The organism is Corynebacterium sp. HMSC05C01 (assembly GCF_001807155.1).
Taxonomy (GTDB): domain Bacteria; phylum Actinomycetota; class Actinomycetes; order Mycobacteriales; family Mycobacteriaceae; genus Corynebacterium; species Corynebacterium coyleae.
In genome coordinates this window covers 73,149-97,942 of the sequence record NZ_KV787956.1, presented here as the reverse complement: position 1 = coordinate 97,942, position 24,794 = coordinate 73,149, and the positions used below count along the sequence as shown (strand labels likewise).

The following is a 24,794-nucleotide window of genomic DNA, read 5'->3' as shown; positions in this document are numbered from 1 at the left end:
TTGGTATCGCGCCAACGCGCGGGATTTGCCGTGGCGCAAACCGGGTACGTCATCGTGGGGTGTGCTGATCAGCGAGGTCATGAGCCACCAAACCCAGGTGGAGCGCGTTGCCCCCATTTGGTTGGAGTGGATTGAGCGCTGGCCGACTCCGCACGATTTTGCGCAGGCGCGTATCGACGACATCCTGCGCGCCTGGGCCAACCTCGGCTACCCACGGCGGGCGTTGAGGTTGCGGGAGTGCGCGCAGGTGATCGTCGACAAGCATGGCGGCGTTGTACCGGACGATGTGGACGCGCTGCTGGCACTGCCTGGCATTGGGGACTACACGGCGCGGGCGGTGGCGTGTTTCGCCTACGGGAAGAACGTGCCGGTTGTGGACACCAATGTGCGTCGCGTGGTGGCGCGTGTGGAACGCGGCCAGGCGCTGGGGGTGCCGGAGAAGAAGGAAATCCAGGAGGTTGCGCACCTGCTGCCGGAGGACAACGGTCCCGAGTTTTCGGTCGGGCTCATGGAGCTTGGTGCGCTGGTGTGCACCGCGAAGGCACCGAAGTGCGATGCGTGCCCGATTGCGCAGGATTGTGCCTGGTTGGCGGCGGGCAGGCCGGCGCCTGAGGAGGGGCAGCGGCGGCCGTCGCAACGCTTTGCGGGCACCGACCGCCAGGTGCGTGGCAAGATTATGAAGGTACTGCGCGAGGCAGATTCGCCGGTTGAGCAGGCGATTATCGACGCCGTCTGGCCCGACGACGCCCAACGCTCACGCGCCCTGTTCTCACTGTTGGAGGACGGCCTCGCTGAACAGGATGAGCGCGGTTACTTCCACTTACCGCGGTAGGTCAGCCCACCCGGCAGCTTGATCCACACGCCGCCACGCGAGTTGATGGTCACTGGCCCGACGCGCTTGGAGGCGGAAACGCCCGAACCAGAGTAATTCAGCCAGCTGTCCTTGCTGAGCTTCTGGCGCTTACGAAACTGGAATCCCATAGCCGGCAGTTTACACTGCTGTACATGCAAAAACGTTGGTGCGCCCTGCTCATTCCGGTGTTATTGGCCCCATCCGCGCAGGCTGCGGACCTGAGCGCGGAGTCGTTGTCGTCGCTGTCGTCGGTGGGGTCGTCGACACTCGAGGTGGTACGCGACGCGTCGTCGTTGTCGTCGCTTCCGGAATCATCGTGGAAACCAATGGCCGGCGCGCCAGGCAACGAGGCGGGCTCGCTTGATGCGGTGAAGCGGGTGCCAGGGTCGACCGGCCAGCGCATCCGCTACACCACCACGAACGAAAAGGGCGAGAAGGTCGCGGTGACTGGGGCGTTTTACAAGCACCGCCGTGCGAAGGGACTCATCGCGCTCGCACCGGGCACGCGTGGTCTGGGTGATCAGTGCGCGCCATCGGCAGGCTCGTCCATGCTGGTGCGCATCGAAGACGGCACCGTGAACATTAACTATGAGGCGCCCCTGGTACAGAAGCTGCTCGACGCCGGCTATTCCGTTGTGGTCACCGACTACATCGGGTTGGGCATCGATGGGTTGCACACCTACTTGAACAGGGTGGATCAGGGGCATGCGCTTATCGACGCCGCCCGCGCCGTTGCAAAACCAAACCAAAAAGTGGGCTTCTGGGGCTACTCCCAAGGCGGTGGCGCTGCCGCGGCCGCTGCGGAACTCGTCGCCGACTACGCCCCCGAACTCAACGTGATGGGAACGTTCTCCGGTGCCCCACCAGCCGACCCGCTGGGTGTGCTGGAGCAAGGTACCGCACCGATGCTCACCGCCGTGGCCGGTTTTGCCGCTGCGAGCTACTCCGAAAGCTACCCGGAATTCGGCGAGGCCTTGCAGGAACACCTCACCGACGAGGGCAAAGTCTGGCTCGAAGGACTGAAAACCTCGTGCGTGGTCGACGCCTCGTTGTCTGCGCCGGCCGACCCTTCCACACTGTTCACCGCAGGCAACTCGTTCGCTGAAGTGGTGCACTCGGATGAGCGGCTGGCGAAATATCTGGAACTAAACAAAATGGGCACCGTCGCGCCGTCTGCGCCGATCATGGTGATGACGAATGCCGACGACGACCTCGTTCCGGAGCCGCAAGCCACCCAACTGGCTGAGGACTATTGCGCCGTCGGTGCGCAGGTGGAGTACCGACGCGTGGTGGTGCCGGGTTCCCCGACGCAACCATTGTCTTCGGGGCGTCTGCAGTTGACGCCACGCGTTCCTGGTTCGGGCCATGCCGCTCCCCTGCTTTTGCAGGCCGATAATGCGATTGCGTGGATGGATGATCGTTTCGCCGAACAGCCTATGAAACGGGTGTGCCCCTCCGACCACCCTGCATATGAGGTGGTGGAGGGGCTCAACGCGGTGGAGATCACCGCGTTAGTCCTGGGCATCCTTGGCGTGCTCGGTGCCGCAGCCGCCTGGTGGGGTTACACCGGCTCGGGGCCGTTGTCTTCCTTGCCCTCGTTGCCGTTCTGATCTTCGGCGGTCGTGTCGCGCTCATCCGGGAACTCGGAGGCTTCAGACTCCGGCTGGGTGCGCTCCGGCTCGATGTCGCGGACCTCTTCTTCCAGCTCGACGTCGAAGGCCTCCGCTGGCAGCGGGCGTGGACGTGGGGTGAAGGTGAAGGTCGCATCCGGGGCGGCCTTGCCACGATCCTTGCGGGCCGTCTCCACGTCGCCGTCCCAGCCCTCGACGTCCACGGTGATGATCTCGCCGGCACCGATCTCGCCGAAGAGGATCTTCTCGGACAGGATGTCCTCGATCTCGCGCTGGATGGTGCGACGCAGCGGACGTGCACCCAGCACTGGGTCGAAGCCACGGACTGCCAGGAGGTTCTTGGCGTTCTCGGTGAGCTCGATGCCCATGTCCTGCGCGGCCAGGTTCTTGTCCACTCGAGCGATGAGCAGGTCCACCATCTGGACAATCTCTTCCTGGGAGAGCTGCTTGAACACGACGATCTCGTCGATACGGTTCAGGAACTCCGGACGGAAGTGTTTCTTCAGCTCGTCGTGAACCTTGCCCTTCATGCGCTCGTACTGCGCCTCGGAATCCGCAGCGGTATCCCCGGTGAAGCCCAGGCCGACCGGCTTGGAGATGTCGGAGGTACCCAGGTTCGAGGTGAAGATCAGCACCGTGTTCTTGAAGTCCACGTTGCGGCCCTGGCCGTCGGTGACGTGGCCTTCTTCCAGCACCTGCAGGAGGGTGTTGTAGATCTCCTTGTGGGCCTTCTCGATCTCGTCGAAAAGCACGACCGAGAACGGCTTGCGGCGCACCTTCTCGGTGAGCTGGCCGCCCTCTTCGTAGCCGACGTATCCCGGAGGGGCACCGAAGAGACGCGACGCCGTGAAGCGATCGTGGAACTCGCCCATGTCCACCTGGATCAGGGAGTCGTCGTCGCCGAAGAGGAACTCTGCAAGCGCCTTCGACAGCTCCGTCTTACCCACACCGGACGGGCCAGCGAAGATGAACGAACCGGACGGACGGTTCGGATCCTTCAGACCTGCGCGGGTGCGGCGGATGGAACGGGACACAGCCTTAACAGCCTCGTCCTGGCCGATGATGCGCTTGTGCAGCTCGCCTTCCATGTTGAGCAGGCGCTTCGACTCGCTCTCGGTGAGCTTGAACACCGGGATGCCAGTCCAGTTGGCCAGCACGTCAGCGATCTGCTCCTCGCCAACCTCGGCGATGTCCTCGAGGTCGTCCGAGCGCCACTTCTTTTCCTTCGCGGCGCGCTCCTCGGTGAGCTTGCGCTCCGTTTCGCGCAGGCTGGCTGCCTTCTCAAAGTCCTGGGCGTCGATCGCCGCTTCCTTTTCCTTGCGGACCTCGGCGATGCGGTCGTCGACCTCGCGCAGGGAATCCGGGGCGGTCATGCGCTTGATGCGCATGCGGGCGCCGGCCTCGTCGAGAAGATCGACTGCCTTATCCGGCAGGAAACGGTCATTGATGTAGCGATCCGAAAGGTTCGCAGCAGCCTTCAGAGCGTCGTCGGTGTAGGACACGCGGTGGTGCGCCTCGTAGCGGTCGCGCAGGCCCTTAAGGATCTGGATGGTGTCCTCGATGCTCGGCTCGTCCACCTGCACCGGCTGGAAACGACGCTCAAGAGCGGCGTCCTTCTCAATGTGCTTGCGGTACTCATCAAGCGTGGTTGCGCCGATGGTCTGGAGCTCGCCACGAGCCAGCTTCGGCTTCAGCAGCGAAGCAGCGTCGATCGCACCTTCGGCGGCACCGGCGCCGACGAGGGTGTGGATCTCGTCGATAAACAGGATGATGTCGCCGCGCTGGTTGATCTCCTTGAGCACCTTCTTCAGGCGCTCCTCGAAGTCACCGCGGTAACGCGAACCTGCAACCAGGGAGCCCAGGTCCAGCGAGTAAACCTGCTTGTCCTTCAGGGTCTCCGGGACGTTGCCGTTAGCAATGTCGAGCGCCAAGCCCTCCACGACAGCAGTCTTACCGACGCCCGGCTCACCAATGAGCACCGGGTTGTTCTTGGTACGGCGTGACAGAACCTGCATGACGCGCTCGATTTCCTTATCGCGACCCACAACCGGGTCGAGCTTGCCTTCCTTGGCAGCAGCGGTGAGGTTACGGCCGAACTGGTCGAGCACGAGCGAATTGGAACGCTCGCCGCCCTGCGGGCCGCCACCACCTGCACGGTTGCCGCCAGCACCCGCACCTGCGAAGCCTGGGCCGCCGCCCTGCTGCGGGGACTCCGGATTCTGTGCCTCGCCGCCCTCGTAACCAGACAGCAACTGGATAACCTGCTGGCGCACACGCGGCAGGTCAGCGCCGAGCTTGATCAGCACCTGCGCCGCAACGCCCTCGCCCTCACGGATCAGGCCGAGCAGCAAGAACTCGGTGCCGATGTACTTGTGGCCCATCTGCAAACCCTCACGCAGGGAGAGCTCCAGGACCTTCTTGGCGCGCGGGGTAAACGGGATGTGGCCGGTGACCGGCTGGGTGCCGTGGCCAATGATGTCGATGACCTCGCGGCGCACATCCTCAAGGTTGATACCCATGGATTCGAGGGCCTTCGCGGCGACGCCCTCGCCTTCCTTAATCAGGCCGAGCAGGATGTGCTCGGTGCCCATGTAGTTGTGATTGAGCGCGCGCGCTTCCTCCTGCGCCAGGACGATGACGCGACGGGCCCGGTCGGTAAACCGCTCGAACATGTGGCTGACCCCTTCTATAGCTAAATCGTTGTCCACCACCATAACGCCGGGGTGCGACATCACTTCCCACGTTTTGGCTGCCGGGGGCGTGGAATCGTCGAAAAGCAGTGCTCAGAGGGGATGTTCACCCTTAGCGAACATCCCTGAAATACACACTTTCATGCAGTTTGCAGCCCGGATTAAACGGGTGCCCGCACGCGCCGCACATCACAGAGCGCAGTTGCTTATCGACGCCCACAAACCGGTGATCCGCCAACTCGTCATGGCACAGCGAACAGGCCCAGAGTTTGTGGCAGGCCCCGCAGGTGTTGGCGACGACGTCGCGCTCCGAATGCCAATGCGCGCACCGGCCTTGCGGGTCAACGTCGATACCGTGGATTTTCATTAATTCACCGGGATTACGGAGCCGCTGTACTTCTCGCGAATCCACTCTGCGGTCTCCGGCGAGCTCAGGTCCGCCGCCAGCTTCTCGATGCGGGGATCCTTCGCCGCGTCCTCATTGGCTGCGAGGATATTCACGTACGGGTTGTTCTCCGGACTTTCGGCAATGACAGAGTCCTCTGACGGGTTCAGGCCGACCTGGAGTGCGAAGTTGGACGACGAGATGACGCCGTCGATCGAGTCATCCGACAACGACTGGATAACGATCACATCGTCGACTGGGACGATCTCAATGTCCTTCGGGTTGTCGGTGATCGACTGCAGGTTGATCTTGGACACGTTTGCCGGATCGATCTCCTGGTCCAGACCGATGACACCGTTGGCCTCCAGCAGGATCAACGCACGCGCTAGGTCGGACGGGGAGTTCGGCGTCGCAATCTTCGCCCCTTGTTTCAGCTGATCGATGGAATCAATGGAGTTGGAGTACATCCCCATCGGCTCAATGTGGACTCCGACGATGTTGACCAACTTTTTACCGGTCTGAGTCTCCCAGTCCAGCAGGTATGGCGGATGTTGGTAGAAGTTCGCAGCAGCAGAGCCATTGGCTACCGACATGTTCGGGTCGATACCACCCGGAACGACCTTCACGTCGAGCTCGTACTCCGGATTCTTCTCATCGACATAGCGCAGAATTTCCGCATGCGGTGTCGGCACTGCTAACACCGTAAGTGGCTCGAGGTCGCCTGAATCACTGGAGCAAGCAACGAGGCCAAGGCCAACTGCGGCAGACAAAGCAATGGACGCGAAACGCTTCATGGGGAAGCCCTTTCCCTATTGTGAACAACCTTGTCTGCCAATACTAGACTATGCGGTTCACGGTAGGTCAAGAATTACCGAATCCGCGATCCCAAGCACCGCCTCACGTGCATCTTCAGCGGTCCGGGCGGCAAGGGCAGCATCGGCCATCTTCCGGCAGGTATCCATGTCGTGCAGGCGCAGCGCCGCGCGCACGGCGTTGACCTTGCCGGGCGCCATAGACAGTGACTTCACGCCAAGGCCGACAAGGACGAGGGCCATGAGCGGGTCGCCGCCGGCCTCGCCGCACACACCGATGGGTTTGCCAGTAGCTTCACCGCCGCGGCAGGTCTCGCGGATCATGGACAGCACCGCGGGCTGCCAGGGCGAGAGCAGTTCGGCGAGTTCGCCCTGCATGCGGTCAGCGGCCATCGTGTACTGGGAAAGGTCGTTGGTGCCGATGGAGCCGAAGTCCACAACGTCGAGCACCTGCCCGGCGCGAATCGCGGCCGCAGGGGTTTCGACCATGATGCCCACCTGCTTCAGGCCAGCAGCGCGGGCGCGTTCAGCGAACCACTCGGCCTCCTCGACCGTGGCGACCATGGGCGCCATCACCCACAGTTCGGCGTCCGGGACGTTGCGCTGCGCGTTGGCGAGTGCCTCCAACTGGTCGGCGAGCAGATCCTCGCGGGCTTGGGACAGGCGCAGGCCGCGGCGACCGAGGGCTGGGTTTTCCTCCTCGCCAAGGTCCGCAAACGACAGCGGCTTGTCGGCGCCGGCGTCGAGGGTGCGCACCACCACGCGGCGCTCGCCGAAGGCCTCGAGGACCTTGGTGTAGGTCTCGGTCTGCTCGTCCACGCTGGGCGCGGAGTCGCGATCCAGGAAGAGAAACTCAGAGCGGAACAGGCCGGAGCCTTCCAGGTCGTAGCCCGCAGCCTTCACCGCGTCTTCGGCAGTGCCGATGTTGGCCAGCAGTTTCACGGCGTGGCCGTCGCGGGTGGCGCCGGCGCCGGCGGAGCCTTCCAGTGCGGCGGCGCGGCGGCGGGAGCGCTCGTCGAGTTCGGCGACGTCCTCATCGGACGGGGCGACGATGATTTGGCCGGTGCTGCCGTCGAGGGCGATGCGGGGGTCGTCGACAATCGCATCGGAAATGCCCTTGACCTGCACTGCGGCGGGGATGCCGAGCTGGGCGGCGAGGATCGCGGTATGCGAGGTCGCGCCACCCGCCTCGGTGACAATGCCGAGCACCATCGCAGGGTCCAGCGTGGCGGTCTCAGCGGGCGCAAGATCGTGCGCGACCAGCACAGACGGTGCCGTCAGATCCGGCACGCCCGGCTCCGGCAAGCCGCGAAGGCGTGCGGTGGCGCGGTCGCGGATGTCGTAAAGGTCGGTGACACGCTCGGCCATGTAGCCGCCGAGTTTGCGCAGCTTGTTCGCGTACATCTCCACCGCGTCGTGTACCGCTTTGGTGGGGCCGCTGCCCTTCTTCAGTTCCTTGTCCACCCCGCGGATCAGGCCACGGTCCGTGGCCAGCGCCGCGGTGGCCTCGAGCACGTCCTGCGACGCCTTCGAGTTGGCGTGCGCCGCGCGTTCGCGTAACGACGACGCCACCTCCCCCAACACTTCCCGTATCCGCTGACCATCCGCCTCGGGGTTCACGGAGGCGGGCTCGTGGTTATCGATACCCACCGCCGGGGTCACTACCGCGACGGGTCCGCAGGCAGTACCAGCGGACACACCAATGCCGTGAAGAACTGTGCGCTCAGTCATGCCACCGAGCCTACTCGGCGGGCGTGATCTCGAGGATGGCATCTCCAATTTCGACGGTGCCATCGGCCACGTCGTTTACTCCGCCGAGTTTCTTGGAGTTGACCACGGTGGTGATCACAGTGGTGTCGACCCCCTTGGCGGCAATCGCCGGGAAGTCCACCTCCGCCAGTGCGTCACCGGCAGCGACCTCCTGTTTCTTCTCTACCAGCGGGGTGAAGCCCTCGCCCTCGAGTTTCACGGTGTCGATGCCGATGTGCACCAGCAGTTCCGCGCCGTCATCAGTCTTGATGCCGTACGCGTGGCCCGTCTTCGCCACAGAAATCACCTTGCCCGCAGCGGGCGCAACCACGGTGAGTTTGTCATTCGCCGGAATCACACCAACAGCCTGGCCGAGGGCGCCGGAGGCGAAGGCGGCGTCGTTAAGCGCTGCCATCGCCACAACCTCACCAGCGACAGGGGCGAGCACAGTGCTTTCAGTGCTTTGCGACGACCCCACAACCGCAACCGGCTCCTCCTCACGAGCAGCAGCCGCGCGAGCAAGCGCGTCCGCCTTCTCCTCAGGGGTGCGGTAGTCGGTGATCAGGATGATGAAGAACGAGGTGAAGAACGCCACTGCGATGGCGATCATGTAGACCCACATCGGGTCGAACACGAACATGGTCGGGATGGAGGTGAACACGAACGCGTTCGTCTTCACACCACCGAACGGGGTGCCCAGGATCGCGATAGTCAGGCCGCCGGCGAAGCAGCCGACGAGCATGCGCGGGTAGATCTTCTTAAAGCGCAGGTGGATACCGTAGAGCGACGGCTCGGAGATGCCGCCGAGCAGGCCCGCGGCGAGGGCGGAACCGGAGGTCTGGCGCATCAGCGGGTCGCGGTCACGAATAGAAATAGCCAGCACCGCGGCGGTGGCGCCGAAGCAGGCAAAGTTCCACGCACCCATTGGTCCCTGGATGAAGTCGTAGCCAAGGGTGTTGATGTTCACCAGCATCAGCGCGTTGAGCGGCCAGTGCAGGCCAAGCGGAACCAGGAACGGGTAGAGCATCGGGATCAGCAGCGCGAACAGGAACGGCGCATTGCCGTTCATCCACGCCAGACCAGTACCGATCCACGCGCCGAGCAGGTAGCCGAACGGGCCGATGATAAACGCGGTGACCGGGATCATGACCAGCAGCGTCAAAAACGGCACAAACACCATGTGCACGGCAGACGGGATGATCTTCTGCAACCCCTTGTACAGCAGGGCCGCAACAGCCGCCATGATCAGCGGCACGAACACGTTGCCGTTGTAGCCGTTCAGAATCATCGGCAGGCCGAAGACGTCGACGACGTCGGTCGGTGCGCCGAAGAGATCGATCACCCGCGCATCGGGGTGGTCCTTCAAGTCAATGAAGTCCGGGGTAAATAGCGCAAGCATGATCGCGGCCGGCACCCACGGGTCGATGTTGAGCTTCTTGCCCGCGTTGTAGGCAACCGCCACCGGCAGGAAGAAGAACACCGAGCCCCACATGGCGTCGACGAACTGCCAGCCCGGCGTCTTCACTTCCGCGTGGAAGTTCACGATCTCAAACGCGTCAAGGAACGCCGCAAACGCGATGATCAGCGACGCGCCCAACAGCACGCCCAGGATCGGGCGGAACGAGTCCGAGAGGTACTCGAAGAACGCGTCCAGCCACGGCATCTTACCCTTGGCCTTGTCGCGCTGCTGCTTCTTCAACTCATCGTTGGAAACCGAGCGGCCCGCCATCTCGGGCAGGTTATTGATCGCGTTGTACACCGTAGCCACGTCACCACCGACGATGACCTGGTAGTGGCTGCCGCCCTGGGGGACCGCGCCCATTACCTTCGGGTTTGCTTCGAGGCGGTCTTTGTCGGCCAGGGAGGCGTCGTTTAGTTCGAACCGCAGTCGGGTCGCACAGTGTGTCATCGACGCGATGTTGTCGGCCCCGCCGATTCCGGCGAGGATATCGGCAGCCTGATCTTGCAGGCTCGCCTTAGTGGTCGCCATGCTGATGCTCCTTTCAACCACATGGTTTAGTCACATCAAACGTTAGTTGGTTATAACCACCGTGCACAATTAGCAGGGGTCGAGATATTCCTCACGATCCGACAACACTCGCGCGTTCCCGCCGTAGTCCTTCTTCGCAGCACACAGCGCATCCGTGTCGTGACCAAAGTCGAGATACACCGGGTAGATGTCGTTGCCATCGACCTGTGCGCGAAGCGACGGGCAGTGGCCTGGATAGGTGTACTCAGCATTTCCATCGCCGAGATACGCAATGTCAAACGCAAGCTTGGAGTGTGTCGAGCCAATATCTCCGTCCGCAATTACGGAATCGAGAATGAGAATTCCTCGTCCATCACAATTCGGCGCAGAGATTTGACGCTTAACCCCTTCAAACTGCGCCTCGATAATCACGCCATCGCTGTCGCGCTTAATCCCCCAGTTTGGGTCGAGTGTGCTCGATGTCGGCACAGGAGTGGAAGCCTTCGCCTGCTTCTTGTGCGGCGGCTCCTGACCAGGCGGGTATACGCCGCAGCGTGGCTCCTTATCCGCCAGGGATTCGGGAACGCCGAGCTCCTCAAGACGACCCGGGTTAAAGCACGGCCGCGCCATACCCATGCCATCCCACACGCCATCGGACTCTACTTCTACCCAGTGCTTACCGTCCCACTGCGCGAGGATGATGTTGCCGGAATTCGGAACTCCAGGACGAGTGAATCCACCTTCGCAAGGACCATACAGCTCAAACTCTTCAAGCCCTGGCGAATTTTTGATTGCATCAGTGGAGCAATCCGGTGGGGGCAGCTGCGACGTTGTTGTGGTTGGCGTGGTAGGCACCGTTGGCTCCGCAAGCTCTGCTTGTTCACTACTGCCACAGCCCGCCAACGAGGCTGCGAGGAGTACTCCGGCTGCTGCGAGGGGCCAACGGCGCATCGTCGTTACGCCTCCGGCTTCACCATCGGGAACAGGACGGTCTCGCGGATGCCCAGGCCGGTCAGGGCCATGAGCAGGCGGTCCACGCCCATGCCACAACCTGCTGTCGGCGGCATGCCCTGCTCCATAGCGGCGAGGAAGTCCTCGTCGAGCACCATGGCCTCGTCGTCACCATGCGCCGCCAGGCGGGCCTGGTCTTCGAAGCGCTCGCGCTGGATCACGGGGTCGATGAGCTCGGAGTAGCCGGTAGCCAGCTCGAAGCCACGGACGTAGAGGTCGAACTTCTCGGTCACACCCGGCTGCTCGCGGTGGTCGCGGGTCAGCGGGGAGGTCTCCACCGGGAAGTTAATGACAAAGGTCGGCTCGTAGAGCTGGTCGGGGCAAAGCTCCTCCCAGATTTCCTCAACAAGCTTGCCGTGCAGCCAGCCTGCATTCTCCGGAACCTTCAGACCGATAGTCTCAGCGATGCCCTTGAGTTCCTCCACGGAGGAATCGATGGTCACCTCAGGCTGGCCCGGGAACTTACGCTGCAGCGCCTCGTTGAGCGACGGGTACATCTCCAGTACCTTCCACTCGCCGCCGAAGTCGTACTCGGTGCCGTCAGCCAGCGTGACCTTCTGGGAGCCGAAGACTTCCTGGGCACAGAACTGGACAAGACCCTTCATGGTTTCGGCACCGTCCTTGTAGGTGCCCCACGCCTGGTAGGTCTCCAACATGGTGAACTCCGGCGAGTGGGACGAATCCACGCCCTCGTTGCGGAAGTTCTTATTGATCTCAAAGACGCGCTCCAGACCACCAACAACGGCCCTCTTCAGGTAAAGCTCCGGCGCGATGCGCAGGTAGAGGTCAATGTCCAGCGCATTGGAGTGGGTGACAAACGGACGAGCCGCAGCACCGCCGTGCAGCGTCTGCAGCATCGGCGTCTCAATCTCCACAAAGTCCAGGCCCGTCAGGTACTTACGCACCGCGGCCATGACCTTGATGCGGGTCATGGCGTTCTTGCGCGCATCCTCGCGCATGATCAGATCCGTGTAACGGCGACGGACGCGCTGCTCCTCGTTCATGTCCGCAAACGCGACCGGAAGCGGGCTCAAGGCCTTCGAGGCCATGTGCCAGGACTGTGCCTGGACGGAGAGCTCGCCTCGTCGAGAAGCAATGATGCGCCCACGAACCGAGACAATGTCACCCAGGTCCGTGTCAGCCTTCCACTGCGCGAGGGCTTCCTCGCCCACCTCTGCCAGCGACAACATGACCTGCAACTGGGTGCCGTCACCCTCCTGCAAGGTGGCAAAGCAGAGCTTGCCGGTGTTGCGCTGGAACATGATGCGGCCGGCGACGGCCACCACATCCTGGGTTTCCTGGCCGGCCTCAAGGCGGGTCACACCGTCGCCTTCGCCCTCTTCAACGACCTGGTACTTCGCCCGCAGGTCCTTCAGCGAGGTCGTACGGTCAACTTCGACGGGGTAGGCATCACGGCCCTCGCCGATAAGCCGTTGCCTCTTCTCCCGGCGGATTTGCTGCTGCTCTGAAAGATCCTGCGTACTCACGCCGGTCAATCGTAGTCTATTGGCAAAGCGGAAGATCCAGACGCTGCTCTTCCGAGTTCAAACCGTTAATAATCATGAGGTATTCAGGCTTGTCCTGCGGCACCATCACATAGGCAGGCGGGTTCGCGTCCGGCAACTCATAGGAGTTCACGGTGCACTCACCGGAGCCCAGAACGACGGCCTCGCGCGGGTCCGGCACCGCATCGTCGCGGTCATACTCGTCGGCGTACTTCACCACAGACACGCCCAACTCTGCGTTGGCGCAGCGGATCTTGCCTTCCTGGTCCGGATCGGTCGAGCCGTTCTCGCAGCGCAGGTCCTGCCAGCCCTTCTGGCCGGACTTCTTGGACACGATATCCGGGTACTCCTCGGCGATCTGCGCCTCCGCACCCTCCCAGGCCTCGCCGCGGTTGGCGGACCAATACCACAGTGCCGCAATAGCGATGAGCAGTAGCGCCAGGATCGCGATGATCCACGGCCACGGGACTTTCTTCTCGTTCGTCGCCGCCGGGCGGGTGTAGTTGCCGTCCGGGCCGTACGCGTACGGCTCAGGGCGCTTGCGATAGCCGTCCTCCGGGTTGGGAGCAACGTCGATGTTGGACGCCTCCTGGGGTGCCTCGCCCACCGGCACCATATGCAGCACATCCGCACAGGTGCGCACGCCCTCGCATGGGGCCTCGCCCGTCATCAGACTGACCACGCTGGCGAACTTGTCCACATTCGCCTTGGCCAACTCCTCATCCGAGCCAACCGCGTCGGTACTCGGACCAACCAGGGTGAGCTTCACCGGGGTGGTCGACCACTGCGGCTGCACCAAAAGTCGCTCCGGCGAAATAGAACGGGAGACGAACCCGGACAGGCCCTTGAGGTCGTAGTCATCGATGGCCTCGACCACCGGGGCGAGCAGGTCACGCACTTCCTGCTGGGTAAACGTCGCGCCCTTCTCCGCAATGAGGTCGCTCAGCGGCGTGCCGGTTGCGGCCTCGCGCAGGACGAAAAGCTGCCCTTCGTCGGTGGTACCCACACTGCGCGGCTGGAACGCGCCCGGATGCGCCGCCAGCGCGAGGCGGCTGTTGAGCGTGTTCACGTCGGCGCCGAGGTGTTCCGCCACCTTCGTGTCAAAGACCTCCACCTCTACGGCGTGGCCTTTGTCGTCCGACGCGGTGTACAACGTGGACGTTTCAGTACGGCCGCTTTCACGCACCTGCTCAGGGGTGAAGGCGAAGCCGAAGCGGTCGGCGAGGATTCCGGCGATGTTGGGCACAGACATGCGCCGCATTCTACCGCCTGCGACCGCAGCCCGTTCGGCTACCTATCTTCTTCGATGTGCTTGAAGCCAATCCCGAGCGGCAAACCCACGTTGTCGGCCAGGCGCACAGGGCCGAGGTCGACGGCGGCGAGGAGGCGGGCGTCGCCACGCTCGGGCGCTTCGCGCATCGCCAGGTCGCGCAGCTCAAGGTAGGCCGGTTCAAGGCCCTCGGCGGCGAGCACACCACGCACGGTTTCCAACACGACCTCGGCGCCCTGCTCAGCGGCGTGGGCGCCTGCGGTCAGCGCCGCCGGCAGTGCGAGAGCGGCCTCGCGCAGGTCCTCCGGCACGTCGGCGTTGCGCAGCGACACCGCCAGCCCGTTCGGGGTGCGCACGGTAGGCACGGAGTGCAGTTTGACCTCCATACGCAGGCCAGAGACCGCATATTGCGTGGCGACGAGCACCTCAAAGTCCTTCTCCCCCAACACCACATCCGTCGCATGCGAGGCGTTAATCGCAGCAAGGATGCGCGCCACCTCGCGCTGCGTGTGCTCCGGGTCCTCCAGCGGATCCACCCCGGAATCCACCCGCACCTTGGTCTCCAGCGGGCCGTGGAACACCACGTCCACCTTCTCCTCGGCGAAGATGTCCGGCACCTCGTCGCCAGTAAACGTGACCACGACGTACGAGCCGAGCAGCGACTTCGCCGCACGGATTAACTCAATGTGACCCGCGTGCACATCGCGACCCAACGGCACGACCACAACGGACTTGCCAATCTTGCGAAACGCCCGCCCGTACGTTGCCAGCAGCGCCTCATCCGTAACGACGACTGCCTTACCTGCCTCAAACGCCATCTATCTTCCCCTTTATCTTCCCTCGTATTTCTGAATAACCCACAGTTCCGTATCCGTGTCCTGCTCCATCTCACCGCGTCGGCGCTGCAGATCCACAAACAGCCTGCGCACCCCGGGTTCCGGCAGTGCGTCCAGCATCCGGTCCAAGTCGTTGACGCTTTTTGCGTATCGACGACCCGACGCCGCCTCGATGAACTTCTCCGCCACCGCCTCAAACGCAGGAACCGTATCGATGAGCAGCTCGAGCGCGTCGTCGCGCACCGTCGCTTCCAGCGCGCGAAGTTCTTGGGCGGCGGCGATGGTGGGGCGGACGGTGTCGTCGATACGCATGCTCGTGCCGCCGATCTCCGCGATGAGCAGCCCCACGACGGTCTCGCCGAGTTCGTCCGCGGCGGAGGTGACCCAGATGTTGTCGAAGAGGTTGTGGGCGCACATGGTGATGGCCTGGGACGTTTCGACGTCGTCAAGCAACTGCGGGCCTTCCTCCAACGCAGTGTGGAGGAACATCTGCTGCGGACGCGCGTAATCAGCCAGGATTTCTGCGGCGGCGCGGATATCGTTCGCGGAGCCGTCGATGAGCACGAGGTCCACGTGCGCGATTGCGCCCGGGTCGGTGTTGATATCGATCGGGCGCACGGTGTGCCCGGCGCGTTCCAGATCGACAGCGAGTTGGCTATGGCCGGGGATTGCGCCTACGAGCAGGCGTGGCGCCATTTACTTCCCCCGGCGGGCGAGCAGTTCAGCGACGGAAATGGAGTTCTCGCGCTCGTCACGACGACGGCGGCCCGAACGGTGCGGCTCCTCCTCCGGCTGCGGTTCCGGGGTTGGCTCCGGCTTGGGTTCTGGCTGCGGTTCTGGCTTTGCTTCTGCTTCTGCTTCTGCTTGCGCCTTTCGCTCGCTGATCAGGTCAGACAGCGGGTTGCGGGCAGGGCGGCCGGACGGCTGGGTGCCAATGCGGCCAGCGATCGCATCCGAGCTCGGTGCACCGGTGGGACGCACGCGGTCGAGCACAACCGTGTCGTCGGTCGACGGCGACGGGCGCGCAGGTTCCGGCTCCGGCGTTGGTTCCGGCTCCGGTGTCGGCTCTGGTTCTGGTTCTGGGGTGCTCTCCAACTCGGAGATGCGACGCGCAGAGGCGCGCACGGCGGCTGGCTCGTACTCGAAGACGCGGCCGTTGAGCTCCTCCAACTGTGCTCGCAGTGCCTGGATCTCGTCCTGCAGCGCGCGAAGGGCTTCCATGTCCACCGCGGAACCCTCGCCCTGCGGCAGGGCGGCGATGACGGCCTTGTGGCGCTCTTCCTGCTCGCGGACTTGCTCGCGGGCGGCTTCGGCGTCCCGGGTGGCGTCGTCACGCTCGCGGCGGCTGCGGAAGTTCAAGATCAACCCGGCCGCTCCGGCCCACAGCGCGAAGATCAACGCGATCTTCAGCGCGTTGGCAGAGTTGGTAAACAGCATGACAACGGTGCCAATTACGGCGACAACAAAGGGGACGATGACCCACAGGGTTGCGCTGTCACTGGATGTGTTTTTGGCACTCATGCCCAACACTCTAGCCAACCCCCTGCCCGTCGGCGGGTGGCGACACCTCGCAGTTTTTCTCCAGCACCAACCCGGCCACACACAGCGCGATGCCGCCGAGGGTGCCCACGGTCAGCGGCACGACGTCCTCGGATGCGGCCGCCAGCACGTCGAGCCTGCGCACCACATACATCAACGCGCCTGCATACATGCCGCCGCAGATCGCACCCGCCCACGCGCTGGCCTTGCCGAACACCATGAAGTTCGCCGCCTGCATCGGGTTGAGTTGGCTCCGATCCAGCCCCACCTGGCCGTCCTTGCGGCGCTTATGCACCACCCACGCCAGCCACCCAGCCACCGCAGCGATGCACCACAGCGACAGCGGCACGATTAGGTCCAGCGACTCCAGCCAGCTGTAATAACGCCGCACCACAATCAACGCAGCTGCGGCACTGAAGCCAGCGGCGGCAATGATCCCCTCGATCGGCGTGCGCTTCATAGTTTGCGCACCCCTTGATCCTCCAGGCCATCGAGCAATTCGCGTATCGACGACCCCCTCAACTCCGCACCCGGATCAATCTCCAACCACGGCTCGAGCACAAACTGGCGCAGGTGCGCGCGCGGGTGCGGGACCGTCAGCACCGGGTCGTCGGAGGTGTAGCCCTCGATCCAGACAATGTCCACGTCTAGGGTGCGAGGGCCCCAACGCTCCACGCGCACACGCTCGGCCTCGTTTTCCAGGCGCTGGCAGCGATCGAGCAACTCGTGTGGGGTTTGGTCCACCTCCACCAGCAGGCTTTGGTTCAGAAAGTCCGGCTGGTCGGTTTTTCCCCAGGGTGCGGTGGCGTAGATGGAGCTGGCGGCAACGGTTTCGTCGGCGAACTCGTCCACAACCGCGCGCAGGTGCGCACGCGCATCACCCATGTTCGATCCGGAGGACAGCACTGCGCGCATGGGCATCACATCCGTTTCCGGGAGCGGCGCGCCACCACGGCAACATCGTCGAACACTGCCGGGATCGGCGCGTGTGGCTTGTGCAAGGTCACCTCGATCGCGTGCAGCGCGTCGTAGGTGCGCATGGCGGTCTCTGCGATCTCGACAACCACGGTCTCAATCAACTGACGCGGCGTACCGGTTGCAATCGCCAGCGCGGTGTCGGCGAGTTCGGCGTAGTTGACGGTTTTGGTGAGGTCGTCGTCACGCGCGGCGTCTGCAAACTCCAACCAGCACGTGATGTCCAGCGAGAACGCCTGGCCAAACTCCGTTTCATGCTCGAGCACACCGTGGTTGGCGTGAAATTGCAGGCCTTTGAGTTCGATGCGGTCAGCCATGGTTCCACCTTGCCACCACATCCACCGCGTCGCGCGAGACCGCAACCTCGTGCACACGCACGCACCACGCGCCGGCCTGGGCGGACAGCGCCGTGACGGCAGCGGTAGCCGGGTCCGCATCCACCGGGGAGTGCTCCAGACCACGATCCGCGCGGATCTCCCTGAGGAAACGCTTGCGCGACGCACCCACAAGAATCGGGAACTCACCGGCGATAAACTCCGGCAGGGCGTTGAGCAGCGCCCAGTTATCGGCCGCGGTCTTGGCAAAGCCCAGGCCCGGGTCCAGCGTGATCTGTTCCTTGGCCACACCCGCGGCCAGGGCGTTGTCGACGAGTTCCGCTAGCACCTGGTGGACGTCCTTGACCACATCCCCACCGTGGTCAGCCGCGCCCGAGGCGTTGACAAACGCGTCCGCACGCCAGTGCATGAGGCACACCGGCAGCTGCGTTTCCGCCATCACGCGGTACATGTCCTCATCCGCCAGGCCACCGGAGACGTCGTTGATCAGATCCACGCCCTCTTCAGCAGCGGCCTGCGCGGTAGCGGCACGCATCGTGTCAATCGAGGTCCGGATGCCATCCTCGTGCAACGTCCGGATCACCGGGCGAATGCGCTCCGCTTCCACCTCCGCGGGAACGCGGGTGGCGCCGGGTCGGGTGGATTCGGCGCCGACGTCGATAATGTCCGCGCCCAACTTCACCAACTCGTGGGCATGGGCGATGGCATCGTCGGTGGCGAGCCACTTGCCGCCATCCGAAAACGAATCCTCCGTGACGTTGACAATCCCCATCACACTCGTGCGTCCGGGCAGTGTCAGGTCGGCGACAGTGGTCATTGGTGTTCTATCCCCTAATCAGGCTCATGACCTCGGCACGCGAGGCCGCGTTCTTCTGAAAACCGCCGCGCACAGCGGACGTGGTCGTCGTCGCACCCGGCTTCCGAATTCCACGCATTGCCATGCACAGGTGCTCGCATTCGATGACGACGATCACCGCAGACGCATCAAGCTTTTCGACGATCGCATCCGCAATCTGCGCCGTCAACCGCTCCTGCACCTGCGGGCGCTTCGCGTACATATCCGCCACACGCGCCAGCTTGGACAGGCCGGTCACCTTGCCGTCCTGGCCAGGGATGTAGCCAATGTGGGCCACGCCGTAGAACGGCACGAGGTGGTGCTCGCAGGTGGAGTAGATCGGAATGTCACGCACGAGCACCAACTCGCGGTGGTTCTCCGAAAAGGACTTCTCCAGGTGCACCTTCGGGTCCTCGTGCAGGCCCGCGAACACCTCGGCGTAGGCGCGCGCCACACGCGCTGGCGTCTCCACGAGGCCCTCGCGGTCCGGGTCCTCCCCCACCGCGATGAGCAGCTCACGCACGGCGGCTTCGGCGCGCTCGTGGTCAAACTTAGGCGTCGTCATCGTCGTCTCTCCTGTGCTTCGGTTCCTGCGGCTCGCGCGGCAACTGGGTCGTCTCGTCTTCAGACGCAGTCGGACGGGTCTCCGGCTCCGGACCACGCGCTGGGTTGTCTGGGCGTTCGTGCTCCGGCAAACGGAAGCCGATCTCCTCGGTCTCCCGGGTTGGGTAGTTCTCCGCACCCGGGTGCTGCTTCGGCTCGGGCTGCTGTGGTTTGGGCCCGCCCACGTAGGTCCAGTCCGCCGGTGGTTTCTCACCGCGGTACTGCGGGGCCTGGCCCTTCGGCGGCTGCCAACGCGTGGAGCTCTTCTTCTCCGCTGCCTTCTCTTCCGCCTCGCGTTCCTTGCGACGACGCTCACGCGTCGCCTTCGACGCCTCCAGGATGGAGAAGCGCTTCGGCGGCTCCTCGCCACGCTCCTTGGCAATCTCCACTGGGGTCTTCACCGGCTCGCGACCGATCTGGCGGCCGAAGCGCACGTCGTGCTCCGGCAAGGTCGGGCGTTGCGGCTCGATCGAGTCGAAGATCTCCTCCAGGTCGCCGCGGCGCAGGGTTTCCTTCTCCAGAAGCTTCGAGGCCAACGTATCCAGCTCGTCGCGGTAACGCTCGAGGGTTGTGTAGGCGACCTTATGGGCTTCGTCGAGAAGCGCCTGCATCTCCTCGTCGATCTTCGCGGCGACTGCCGGCGAGTACTCGAGCGTGCCGCCGGAGCCTCGGCCGGAAAACGGATCGCCCTGCTCCTGGCCGTACTTCACCGGGCCAAGCGAGGAGGTCATGCCGTACTCGGTGACCATCGCGCGGGCAATCTTCGTGGCCTGCTCGATGTCGTTCGACGCACCGGTGGTCGGCGCGCCGAAGACCAGTTCCTCGGCAGAGCGGCCGCCCATGGCGAACACCATGCGGGCGAACAGTTCGTCGCGGGTGTACATCCCCTTGTCGTCCTCGTCGGCTGTCATGGCAAAGCCGCCGGTGCGGCCGCGGGCAAGGATGGTCACCTTGTACACGCGCTCGATGTCCTTGAGCGCCCACGCGGCCAGCGTGTGGCCGCCCTCGTGGTAGGCGGTGACCTTCTTCTCGTGCTCAGAGATGATCTTGCTGGAGCGACGCGGGCCGCCGATCACGCGGTCGGTGGCTTCTTCCAGTGCATCCGCGGTGATCACGTTGCCGCCGATACGGGCGGTGAGCAACGCGGCCTCGTTAAGCACATTTGCCAGGTCCGCACCCGACATGCCAGCGGTGCGCTTGGCCAGAGCATCCAGGTTGACGTCCTTGGCCAACGGCTTGTCCTTTGCATGCACCTTCAGAATCTGGGCACGGCCCGCGATGTCCGGGTTGGACACCGGAATCTGGCGGTCGAAACGGCCCGGGCGCAGCAGCGCCGGGTCCAGGATGTCCGGACGGTTCGTCGCCGCCAGCAGGATCACGCCCTCGCGGCCAGAGAAACCATCCATCTCCACCAGCAACTGGTTCAGGGTCTGCTCGCGCTCGTCGTGGCCACCACCCATGCCGGAGCCGCGCTGGCGGCCGACGGCGTCGATCTCGTCGACAAAGATGATGCACGGAGCGTTCTCACGCGCCTGTTTAAACAGGTCACGCACGCGGGACGCACCCACGCCGACAAACATCTCCACAAAGTCAGAACCGGAGATGGTGTAGAACGGCACACCCGCCTCACCAGCAACCGCACGCGCGAGCAGGGTCTTACCGGTACCCGGCGGGCCGTACAGCAGCACGCCGCGCGGAATCTTCGCGCCGAGCTTTTCGTACACGCTCGGGTCGGTGAGGAAATCCACCACCTCGTGGAGTTCGTCGACGGCTTCGTCGGCACCCGCCACGTCATCGAACGTGTTGGTCGGATTGTCCTTGGTCAGCTGCTTCGCCTTCGAACCACCAATGCCAAACGGTCCGCCGCCGCCCGACTGCATGCGATACATGAAGTAGAACAGCAAGCCGAACACCAGGATCATCGGCAGCATGAAGCCCAGCATGGACATCAGGAACGAATCCTGCGTCACATTCGTCTGGTAGGAATCCGCCTCAGCCTCACGCACCGCCTGGAACACATCCGGTGCGGTACGAGCCGGGTACTGGGCGGAGATTGCCTCGACGCCCTCGCGCTCGTCGACAGTAATTGGCTCACGCAGATCAATACGCACCCGCTGCTCACGGTCATCGATCTGCACTTCCTCCGCGTTATGTTCGCGGAGCTGCTGCATCGCCACCGACGTATCCACGCTCTGGTAAGCGCGGGAATCGTCCCCAATCAGCGTCAGCAAATAGAGCACAATAAGCGCGATGGCGCCCATAATGCCCCACCGCATGACGTTTTTATTTTTGCTCATAAACCTTTGTTCTAGTCGGCTTTACTCAGCGTCCGAGTACACGCGCGGATGCAACGTGCCCACGTACGGCAAATCACGGTAGCGCTCCGCGTAATCCAGGCCGTAGCCGATCACGAACTCGTTCGGGATATCAAACCCGATATCAAGCAAGTCGATCTGCGCCGTCTGCACATCCGGTTTGCGCAATAGAGTAACGACCTCAAGGCTCTTCGGGTTCCTGTTGTGCAAATTACGCAGCAACCACGACAAGGTCAGACCCGAATCGATGATGTCCTCAACCACCAGCACATCACGGCCAGCGATCTCCTTATCCAAGTCCTTCAGAATGCGGACAACGCCGGAACTCGTCGTCGAGTTGCCGTAGGAGGACACCGCCATGAACTCCATCTCAGCCGGAATAGACAGCTTGCGCGCAAAGTCCGTCAGGAAGAACACCGCCCCCTTCAGCACACACACCAAAATGAGGTCCTCTTCGGAGTCGCGGTACTTCTCCGACACCATATCCGCCAACTCCTGGATGCGCCCCTGCAACGATTCCTCGTCGATCAGGATCGCCTCCACGTCGTCGCCGTAACGGTTCGGCGGAACGTTGAAGTCCTTCGTGTCGTGCAACTCAGTCATGGGCTGGCCTTTCCCTTTCGCTGTGCCTCGCGGACGTCACGCAGTTCACCTGCGCGTAACTTCCTCATCTTGCCACTAGATTCCTACAAGGCACAACCACCTGGGACATTTGGGCTAGGTCAGGACCAATTTCCCGTCGACTCGCGCTACCGCACGCCCGCCGCCCACCGCGATCGGCCCTTGCCCGCGCCAGTTGGTCACCAGCGCCTCGATCGCCGCCAGTTGGTCGCCTTGGACCCGCACTCCTTCATCCAGGAGCCATCTTGCTAATCGACGACGCCTCACCGGCCCCGCATCTCCCTCCAACTCCGCACACGACGTAGTCGGCGTGAGGTCCGCGAGTTGTTCAATGAGCGCCTGGTCGGCTGCGATGCGGTTCGCGGTGGTGGCAAGGGCCGGCACCGCATCCCCGCCCAGCAAGTCCGTCAGCGCAGGGATGATGCTTTGGCGCATTGCTACGCGACGATACGCCGGGTCGGAATTCATCGGGTCGTGCCAGACTTCGAGCCCGAGTTCCTCGCACGCCCCGACGGTGTCTGCGCGGCGGATGTGTAGGAACGGCCTGACGATCTTCCCGTTGCGCTGCGCCATGCCCGACGGGTTGCCCCGCAACGCGCCGAGTAGCAGGGTTTCTGCCTGGTCGTCGGCGGTGTGTGCGACCCAGACGTCGCGGCCGGATTCGAGCAGTGCGGCGTACCTTGCTTCGCGCGCGGCGGCCTCAACGTTGCCGGGTCCTACTGTCACGTTGGCCACCGTAGAGGCAAACCCGAACTCGCGCGCTACGGCCGCGGCGCGCTCGGCGACGTCGGCCGATCCGGGCTGCAAACCATGGTCCACGACCATCACCGAGACGTCCTTTTGCTCTGCTGCTGCTGCCGCAACCAGCGCCAACGAGTCCGGCCCGCCCGACAGCCCGATCACCGCAGGCCCGTCGAAGGGGCGCACGGCTTGCCTGCACGCGAGGAAGTGCGGGGAGCGGCGCGGCCAAAACGGTTGCATCAGGGTGCCTTTTAGAAAGCTCGCAGCGCCGAGGTGAACTCGTCCATGGCCCGGCGCGCCGCGAGCACGTCGGCGTCGTTGCAGATCAGCGAAAACGTATAAATGTTGCCGTTCACGCTGGTCACCGTTCCGGCCAGCGAGGCGGTGCCGTCGAGCGTGCCGGTTTTCGCGCGGACCCAGCCACGCCCCGGGAGGTCGCCGTAGCGGTCCGCCAGCGTGCCCTCGCCTGCTGCAACCGGCAGTGTTGCCAGAAGCGGGCGGAGTTCGGGTTTGGTCGTAGCTTCCACGAGCACACTATCCAGCACCACCGGCGGGATCCGGTTGTCGGTTGACAGGCCCGAGTTGTCGGAGAGCGCCACTCCCGACGTATCAATGCCGTGCTCCTGCAGCAACGACAGCGTCGCCGACGGCGCGTCCTTCACCCCGCGTGCGAGCGCGACCTCGCGGCCGATCGCCTCGGCGTAGACGTTGTCGGATTCCTTCATCATCATCTCGAGGCGCTCCACCAGCGTCGGCGATTCCACCTCAGCGACGACCTCGGCGTCGGTGGGGGCCTCGCGCACATCCACCACGCCCGCGCCGAGGCGATTCGCCAGCGCCTGCGCTACGTCGAGGGCCGGCGTGTGCGAACGCGGCACGTCGCCAGACGTCTCCCCGTCCAAGCGCCCGCCGGACAGCATCGCGGGTTGCAGTGGTGCGACGTAACCGCCGTCGATATCCAGCGGGTCCCAGCCCGGCATCATCTCCGGCATGCCAGCCCAGGCCGACGTATCCACGTACACCTCGGACGCCTCCCCGATCTGGCCCGCCAGCTCGTCGAGTGCCTCCGCGTCCAACCACACGTCGCCAGCGGCCTTGATCGTCACCGCACCCGAATCCGCGGCACGCACCACCTGCGTTGTAATCGTGTCGCTTTGCCCCAACTCGATCAGCGCCGCCGCGGCCGTGAGCACCTTCGTCACCGACGCCGGGCGCAACGCATCCCCCGACGCCCTGTCAAACACCACGTCGCCGCCTGCCGCGGATACACGACCATGGAACTGCCCCAAACCAGGATTCTCAGCAAGATTGGTGAGGGTTTGGGTCAGCAAGGTGTCGTCGATAAGCGAAGGCTCTGCAGGCACAAGCGGAAACGCCGCCTGCTCAAGCCGAAACGCCGGCGCATGCTCAATCCGCGACAACTGCTCATGCGCAGCCACACCAAACCCAGCAACACCACCAACCGCAGCCAACGCCAACGTGCCCGCAACCCAAGTCCATACCTTCATCGGCAAAAAGCGTAGCCCACGTATGATGATTTGCGGACAATCACCGAACGAAGGAGATCCCATGTCTATTGAGGTCATCATCGAAATCCCCAAGGGCTCGCGCAACAAGTACGAGTTCGACCATGAAACCGGCCGCGTCTACCTCGACCGCTACCTGTTCACCCCGATGGCGTACCCAGCCGACTACGGCTACATCGACAACACCCTTGCCGACGACGGCGACCCACTCGACGCCCTCGTCATCCTCCCCGAACCCGTCTTCCCGGGCGTCACCGTCAAGGCCCGTCCGCTTGGCGTATTCAAGATGACCGACGAAGCCGGCGGCGACGACAAACTCCTCTGCGTCATCGACGACGTCCGCTACGACCACTACCAGGACATCGACGACGTCTCCGACTTTGTCAAGGACGAAATCGAGCACTTCTTCGTCCACTACAAGGACCTCGAACCGAACAAGGAAGTCACCGGCTCCGGCTGGGGCAACAAGGCAGAAGCCGAGAAGATCCTCCAGGCCTCCATCGACGCATACAAGGGCGACAAGTAAGACTGTTTGGTCTTTGATAGCCGGGCTCCGCGACTGTGCGGGGCCCGGTTTTTGTTGTTCTGTGGTG

24 protein-coding genes are annotated in these 24,794 nt (G+C 63.7%); 3 read left to right on the top strand and 21 right to left on the bottom strand.

The annotated features are described in order from the left end of the window. The first annotated feature begins 79 nt into the window (after nucleotides 1–79). A complete protein-coding gene (locus HMPREF3145_RS06780; RefSeq protein ID WP_371325697.1) occupies nucleotides 80–832 on the top strand; it encodes an HhH-GPD family protein in 753 nt (250 codons plus the stop codon). On the opposite strand, the gene HMPREF3145_RS11495 is transcribed toward HMPREF3145_RS06780, so the two are convergent. After that, on the bottom strand, nucleotides 811–981 hold the full coding sequence (locus HMPREF3145_RS11495) for a DUF4236 domain-containing protein (RefSeq protein ID WP_083279432.1): 171 nt from the start codon (nucleotides 979–981) through the stop codon (nucleotides 811–813). The two genes, HMPREF3145_RS06780 and HMPREF3145_RS11495, sit on opposite strands and share 22 nt — an antisense overlap. A gap of 24 nt (nucleotides 982–1,005) precedes the next feature. Between HMPREF3145_RS11495 and HMPREF3145_RS06775 the strand changes: the two genes are divergently transcribed. Continuing rightward, nucleotides 1,006–2,463 carry a lipase family protein gene (locus tag HMPREF3145_RS06775; RefSeq protein ID WP_083279431.1) on the top strand — a complete coding sequence of 486 codons (1,458 nt, stop codon included), beginning with the start codon at nucleotides 1,006–1,008 and terminating at the stop codon, nucleotides 2,461–2,463. Here the strand turns inward: HMPREF3145_RS06775 and HMPREF3145_RS06770 are convergent. The 20 genes from HMPREF3145_RS06770 to dacB all read right to left on the bottom strand — a co-directional run bounded on the left by HMPREF3145_RS06770 (nucleotide 2,415) and on the right by dacB (nucleotide 24,183). Beyond that, the gene (locus tag HMPREF3145_RS06770) at nucleotides 2,415–5,156 is read right to left on the bottom strand and encodes an ATP-dependent Clp protease ATP-binding subunit (RefSeq protein ID WP_070422490.1); all 2,742 of its coding nucleotides are present in this window, start codon (nucleotides 5,154–5,156) and stop codon (nucleotides 2,415–2,417) included. The genes HMPREF3145_RS06775 and HMPREF3145_RS06770 overlap by 49 nt on opposite strands. Before the next feature lie 130 nt (nucleotides 5,157–5,286). Next, nucleotides 5,287–5,541 (bottom strand): CHY zinc finger protein, encoded by a 255-nt coding sequence (locus HMPREF3145_RS12020; protein ID WP_083279430.1) that lies wholly within the window; start codon nucleotides 5,539–5,541, stop codon nucleotides 5,287–5,289. Then, entirely contained in the window at nucleotides 5,541–6,353 is an 813-nt protein-coding gene (locus HMPREF3145_RS06765) for a MetQ/NlpA family ABC transporter substrate-binding protein (RefSeq protein ID WP_070422489.1), read from the bottom strand. Before HMPREF3145_RS06765 ends, HMPREF3145_RS12020 begins: the two co-directional genes overlap by 1 nt. 57 nt (nucleotides 6,354–6,410) lie before the next feature. Then, nucleotides 6,411–8,102 (bottom strand): phosphoenolpyruvate--protein phosphotransferase, encoded by a 1,692-nt coding sequence (ptsP, locus tag HMPREF3145_RS06760; protein ID WP_070422488.1) that lies wholly within the window; start codon nucleotides 8,100–8,102, stop codon nucleotides 6,411–6,413. A gap of 10 nt (nucleotides 8,103–8,112) precedes the next feature. Next, nucleotides 8,113–10,110 (bottom strand): glucose PTS transporter subunit IIA, encoded by a 1,998-nt coding sequence (locus tag HMPREF3145_RS06755; protein ID WP_070422487.1) that lies wholly within the window; start codon nucleotides 10,108–10,110, stop codon nucleotides 8,113–8,115. Nucleotides 10,111–10,179: 69 nt separating this feature from the next. After that, nucleotides 10,180–11,040: a hypothetical protein gene (locus tag HMPREF3145_RS11675; RefSeq protein WP_141740832.1), complete on the bottom strand. Its 861-nt coding sequence runs from the start codon at nucleotides 11,038–11,040 to the stop codon at nucleotides 10,180–10,182. A 5-nt stretch (nucleotides 11,041–11,045) separates the two neighbouring features. Next, nucleotides 11,046–12,587, bottom strand: a complete 1,542-nt coding sequence (lysS, locus tag HMPREF3145_RS06745; RefSeq protein WP_070422533.1) for a lysine--tRNA ligase — start codon at nucleotides 12,585–12,587, stop codon at nucleotides 11,046–11,048. A gap of 16 nt (nucleotides 12,588–12,603) precedes the next feature. Further along, the gene (locus HMPREF3145_RS06740; RefSeq protein WP_070422485.1) at nucleotides 12,604–13,857 is read right to left on the bottom strand and encodes a hypothetical protein; all 1,254 of its coding nucleotides are present in this window, start codon (nucleotides 13,855–13,857) and stop codon (nucleotides 12,604–12,606) included. A gap of 38 nt (nucleotides 13,858–13,895) precedes the next feature. After that, nucleotides 13,896–14,693, bottom strand: coding sequence for a pantoate--beta-alanine ligase (locus tag HMPREF3145_RS06735; protein WP_070422484.1), 798 nt, complete (start codon nucleotides 14,691–14,693; stop codon nucleotides 13,896–13,898). Nucleotides 14,694–14,705: 12 nt separating this feature from the next. After that, nucleotides 14,706–15,407 (bottom strand): 6PGD fold domain-containing protein, encoded by a 702-nt coding sequence (locus HMPREF3145_RS06730; RefSeq protein ID WP_070422483.1) that lies wholly within the window; start codon nucleotides 15,405–15,407, stop codon nucleotides 14,706–14,708. Next, nucleotides 15,408–16,232, bottom strand: a complete 825-nt coding sequence (locus tag HMPREF3145_RS06725) for a DUF6779 domain-containing protein (protein ID WP_070422532.1) — start codon at nucleotides 16,230–16,232, stop codon at nucleotides 15,408–15,410. A 10-nt stretch (nucleotides 16,233–16,242) separates the two neighbouring features. Further along, entirely contained in the window at nucleotides 16,243–16,710 is a 468-nt protein-coding gene (locus tag HMPREF3145_RS06720; protein WP_070422482.1) for a DUF3180 domain-containing protein, read from the bottom strand. Beyond that, nucleotides 16,707–17,165, bottom strand: a complete 459-nt coding sequence (folK, locus tag HMPREF3145_RS06715) for a 2-amino-4-hydroxy-6-hydroxymethyldihydropteridine diphosphokinase (RefSeq protein WP_070422531.1) — start codon at nucleotides 17,163–17,165, stop codon at nucleotides 16,707–16,709. The genes HMPREF3145_RS06720 and folK overlap by 4 nt, the downstream gene beginning before the upstream one ends. Nucleotides 17,166–17,170: 5 nt before the next feature. Continuing rightward, a complete protein-coding gene (gene folB, locus HMPREF3145_RS06710; protein WP_070422481.1) occupies nucleotides 17,171–17,542 on the bottom strand; it encodes a dihydroneopterin aldolase in 372 nt (123 codons plus the stop codon). Then, nucleotides 17,535–18,377, bottom strand: coding sequence for a dihydropteroate synthase (gene folP / locus HMPREF3145_RS06705; protein ID WP_070422480.1), 843 nt, complete (start codon nucleotides 18,375–18,377; stop codon nucleotides 17,535–17,537). Before folP ends, folB begins: the two co-directional genes overlap by 8 nt. 7 nt (nucleotides 18,378–18,384) lie before the next feature. Next, on the bottom strand, nucleotides 18,385–18,960 hold the full coding sequence (gene folE, locus HMPREF3145_RS06700) for a GTP cyclohydrolase I FolE (protein ID WP_070422479.1): 576 nt from the start codon (nucleotides 18,958–18,960) through the stop codon (nucleotides 18,385–18,387). Further along, complete coding sequence (gene ftsH, locus HMPREF3145_RS06695; RefSeq protein ID WP_070422478.1) at nucleotides 18,947–21,295, bottom strand: ATP-dependent zinc metalloprotease FtsH; 2,349 nt, start codon at nucleotides 21,293–21,295, stop codon at nucleotides 18,947–18,949. Before ftsH ends, folE begins: the two co-directional genes overlap by 14 nt. 21 nt (nucleotides 21,296–21,316) lie before the next feature. Beyond that, nucleotides 21,317–21,916, bottom strand: a complete 600-nt coding sequence (gene hpt / locus HMPREF3145_RS06690) for a hypoxanthine phosphoribosyltransferase (RefSeq protein WP_070422477.1) — start codon at nucleotides 21,914–21,916, stop codon at nucleotides 21,317–21,319. A 114-nt stretch (nucleotides 21,917–22,030) separates the two neighbouring features. Continuing rightward, entirely contained in the window at nucleotides 22,031–22,915 is an 885-nt protein-coding gene (gene tilS, locus HMPREF3145_RS06685; protein ID WP_070422476.1) for a tRNA lysidine(34) synthetase TilS, read from the bottom strand. Between the two features lie 11 nt (nucleotides 22,916–22,926). Next, nucleotides 22,927–24,183, bottom strand: a complete 1,257-nt coding sequence (gene dacB / locus HMPREF3145_RS06680; RefSeq protein ID WP_070422475.1) for a D-alanyl-D-alanine carboxypeptidase/D-alanyl-D-alanine endopeptidase — start codon at nucleotides 24,181–24,183, stop codon at nucleotides 22,927–22,929. Nucleotides 24,184–24,244: 61 nt separating this feature from the next. Here dacB and HMPREF3145_RS06675 point away from each other — a divergent pair, with 61 nt between their 5' ends. After that, a complete protein-coding gene (locus HMPREF3145_RS06675) occupies nucleotides 24,245–24,727 on the top strand; it encodes an inorganic diphosphatase (protein ID WP_070422474.1) in 483 nt (160 codons plus the stop codon). Nucleotides 24,728–24,794 lie beyond the last annotated feature (67 nt).

Coding starts and splice junctions, on each gene's coding strand:
- HMPREF3145_RS11495 (WP_083279432.1), bottom strand. CDS start 981: ATGGGATTCCAGTTTCGTAAGCGCCAGAAGCTCAGCAAGGACAGCTGG.
- HMPREF3145_RS06780 (WP_371325697.1), top strand. CDS start 80: ATGAGCCACCAAACCCAGGTGGAGCGCGTTGCCCCCATTTGGTTGGAG.
- ptsP (WP_070422488.1), bottom strand. CDS start 8,102: ATGACTGAGCGCACAGTTCTTCACGGCATTGGTGTGTCCGCTGGTACT.
- HMPREF3145_RS06775 (WP_083279431.1), top strand. CDS start 1,006: ATGCAAAAACGTTGGTGCGCCCTGCTCATTCCGGTGTTATTGGCCCCA.
- hpt (WP_070422477.1), bottom strand. CDS start 21,916: ATGACTGAGTTGCACGACACGAAGGACTTCAACGTTCCGCCGAACCGT.
- ftsH (WP_070422478.1), bottom strand. CDS start 21,295: ATGAGCAAAAATAAAAACGTCATGCGGTGGGGCATTATGGGCGCCATC.
- folE (WP_070422479.1), bottom strand. CDS start 18,960: ATGACGACGCCTAAGTTTGACCACGAGCGCGCCGAAGCCGCCGTGCGT.
- HMPREF3145_RS06770 (WP_070422490.1), bottom strand. CDS start 5,156: ATGTTCGAGCGGTTTACCGACCGGGCCCGTCGCGTCATCGTCCTGGCG.
- HMPREF3145_RS06720 (WP_070422482.1), bottom strand. CDS start 16,710: ATGAAGCGCACGCCGATCGAGGGGATCATTGCCGCCGCTGGCTTCAGT.
- HMPREF3145_RS06735 (WP_070422484.1), bottom strand. CDS start 14,693: ATGGCGTTTGAGGCAGGTAAGGCAGTCGTCGTTACGGATGAGGCGCTG.
- dacB (WP_070422475.1), bottom strand. CDS start 24,183: ATGAAGGTATGGACTTGGGTTGCGGGCACGTTGGCGTTGGCTGCGGTT.
- folB (WP_070422481.1), bottom strand. CDS start 17,542: ATGGCTGACCGCATCGAACTCAAAGGCCTGCAATTTCACGCCAACCAC.
- folP (WP_070422480.1), bottom strand. CDS start 18,377: ATGACCACTGTCGCCGACCTGACACTGCCCGGACGCACGAGTGTGATG.
- HMPREF3145_RS06725 (WP_070422532.1), bottom strand. CDS start 16,232: ATGAGTGCCAAAAACACATCCAGTGACAGCGCAACCCTGTGGGTCATC.
- HMPREF3145_RS06675 (WP_070422474.1), top strand. CDS start 24,245: ATGTCTATTGAGGTCATCATCGAAATCCCCAAGGGCTCGCGCAACAAG.
- HMPREF3145_RS12020 (WP_083279430.1), bottom strand. CDS start 5,541: ATGAAAATCCACGGTATCGACGTTGACCCGCAAGGCCGGTGCGCGCAT.
- HMPREF3145_RS06755 (WP_070422487.1), bottom strand. CDS start 10,110: ATGGCGACCACTAAGGCGAGCCTGCAAGATCAGGCTGCCGATATCCTC.
- HMPREF3145_RS06765 (WP_070422489.1), bottom strand. CDS start 6,353: ATGAAGCGTTTCGCGTCCATTGCTTTGTCTGCCGCAGTTGGCCTTGGC.
- tilS (WP_070422476.1), bottom strand. CDS start 22,915: ATGCAACCGTTTTGGCCGCGCCGCTCCCCGCACTTCCTCGCGTGCAGG.
- HMPREF3145_RS11675 (WP_141740832.1), bottom strand. CDS start 11,040: ATGCGCCGTTGGCCCCTCGCAGCAGCCGGAGTACTCCTCGCAGCCTCG.
- folK (WP_070422531.1), bottom strand. CDS start 17,165: ATGCGCGCAGTGCTGTCCTCCGGATCGAACATGGGTGATGCGCGTGCG.
- HMPREF3145_RS06730 (WP_070422483.1), bottom strand. CDS start 15,407: ATGGCGCCACGCCTGCTCGTAGGCGCAATCCCCGGCCATAGCCAACTC.
- HMPREF3145_RS06740 (WP_070422485.1), bottom strand. CDS start 13,857: ATGTCTGTGCCCAACATCGCCGGAATCCTCGCCGACCGCTTCGGCTTC.